A 1,715-nucleotide genomic window follows, 5' to 3' on the forward strand; every position below is an offset into this window, starting at 1 on the left:
TGAACTGCCCCCTGTCAAGTAGACAGTGGAAATAATTAAAAATGTGTAGCGTCAATCCATTGATTGGCGCTATATTTATGCAACTAGCTTTGATAGATAATTACGATACTCTAGTGGTGTCATGCATTCCAGTCGTTTCTGATAACGGCTTGTGTTGTAGTAGTCGATATACTCTTCAATAGCACGCTTGAGACTTTCATAATCAGCAAATTTTTGAAGATGATACATTTCGGATTTTAAAATCCCCCAGAACCCTTCCATAGGTCCATTGTCAATACAGCGCCCAACACGGGACATACTTTGAGTCATTCCGGCTTCATCAAGCTTTTTCTTGAATACCTTGTTAGTATATTGAAAACCACGATCGCTATGGAAAATAGGTTTTGCATTAGGGTATTTTTTAATAGCTTTATCGAAGGTTTCAAATACAAGCACATTGTTGTTTGATTTGCCAATGACGTAAGATATAATGCTCTTATCTCCAAGATCTAAAATGGCACTCAAGTATGCTTTCTTTCCGTCATCATATTTGAATTCTGTAACATCGGCAAGCCATTTTTCATGGATTTTACTTGCAATAAAGTCTCTGTTTAAAACATTTTCAGCTGTAATCTCAGGGGTAGATTGGATATAGTTTCTTCTTTTTCTACGACATACAGACTTCAGCCCTATGCTACGCATAATACGATATATTCTTTTATGATTGACGATTATGTTATGTTCACGACGAATTTTAAGTGTCATCTGGCGGTAGCCAAGTATGCCATTTCTTTCTTCATATGCCTCCATAACAAGCTTTAAGAGATGTTCATTTTCTAGCTCATTTTGGCTTTTGTCTCGGCGAAGCCATTTATGATACGCTGAGCGACTAATCTCTAAGATTTCACAAAGAGTCGATATTGGATAGCCTTTTTCTGAAGATATCATCTGAATGGCAAGGTATTTATGCTCATGTTTGATAAGATTTAACCTCGCCTCCTTTCGATTTCTTCCAACTTTTTTAATAGCGCATTTTCCATTTCTAAACGCTTATTTCTGGCTTCTAATAGTTTCATTTCTGCTTTAAGTTTCTCAACTTCCGTGAGTTGATCTTCTGACTTGCGTTTCCCTCTGCGATCTAAAAGTTCATCTACTCCCGATTCTTCGAATTTGTTTACCCAGCTGCGTACTTGCTGGTATGAAACCTGATATTTTCTGGCTGTTTCATTATAATTCTTACCATTTTCTATGCAATACTCAACAACAGCAATTCGCTCTTCTAAGGTTGTTGTTCTTCCTTTAGCCATGATTAGATTTCCCCCTGCTCCCGATGATTTAATCTCTTCATGACTATTATACTTCATAATCCAGTTTTGGAGTTGCTTCTTTGAACGCAATCCATATTTCATGCTAATCTCTAACAAGGAATCGTTTCCTACTAAGTATTCTTCTACAGCTTTAATTTTTAGTTCCTTAGAATAGGAATTATTTCTTATCGTAGGCAATAGTCCCATTTCTCCCTGTTTTTGATAAATCTTAATCCATTCTCTAACGGTAGTCTTACCAACTGATAGTTCATTACATATTTCTACAACGCTCTTTTCACCCTTCAAATACTCTTCAACAGCTGCTCTTTTTATTTCAGGCAATACATCAGATTTTCTTCCCATAGTAAAGCTCCCCTCATATTAAACAGTAATATTATTTTAACTGTCTACTATAAGGGGAGCATATCA

At 36.2% G+C, this 1,715-nt stretch carries 2 protein-coding genes; both read right to left on the bottom strand.

Annotation, left to right across the window (positions count from 1 at the left end; all coding sequences use genetic code 11):
* Positions 1-75 precede the first annotated feature (75 nt).
* A complete protein-coding gene (locus HNQ80_RS25495) occupies positions 76-927 on the bottom strand; it encodes an IS3 family transposase (RefSeq protein ID WP_243183577.1) in 852 nt (283 codons plus the stop codon).
* Between the two features lie 38 nt (positions 928-965).
* Positions 966-1,649, bottom strand: coding sequence for a helix-turn-helix domain-containing protein (locus tag HNQ80_RS25500; RefSeq protein WP_184314081.1), 684 nt, complete (start codon positions 1,647-1,649; stop codon positions 966-968).
* Between the last annotated feature and the right edge of the window lie 66 nt (positions 1,650-1,715).

The sequence above is a fragment of the Anaerosolibacter carboniphilus genome (assembly GCF_014205875.1).
Taxonomy (GTDB): domain Bacteria; phylum Bacillota; class Clostridia; order Peptostreptococcales; family Thermotaleaceae; genus Anaerosolibacter; species Anaerosolibacter carboniphilus.

Excerpts from the sequence above, each read along its gene's own strand:
- HNQ80_RS25495 (WP_243183577.1), bottom strand. The coding sequence starts at position 927 with ATGATATCTTCAGAAAAAGGCTATCCAATATCGACTCTTTGTGAAATC.
- HNQ80_RS25500 (WP_184314081.1), bottom strand. The coding sequence starts at position 1,649 with ATGGGAAGAAAATCTGATGTATTGCCTGAAATAAAAAGAGCAGCTGTT.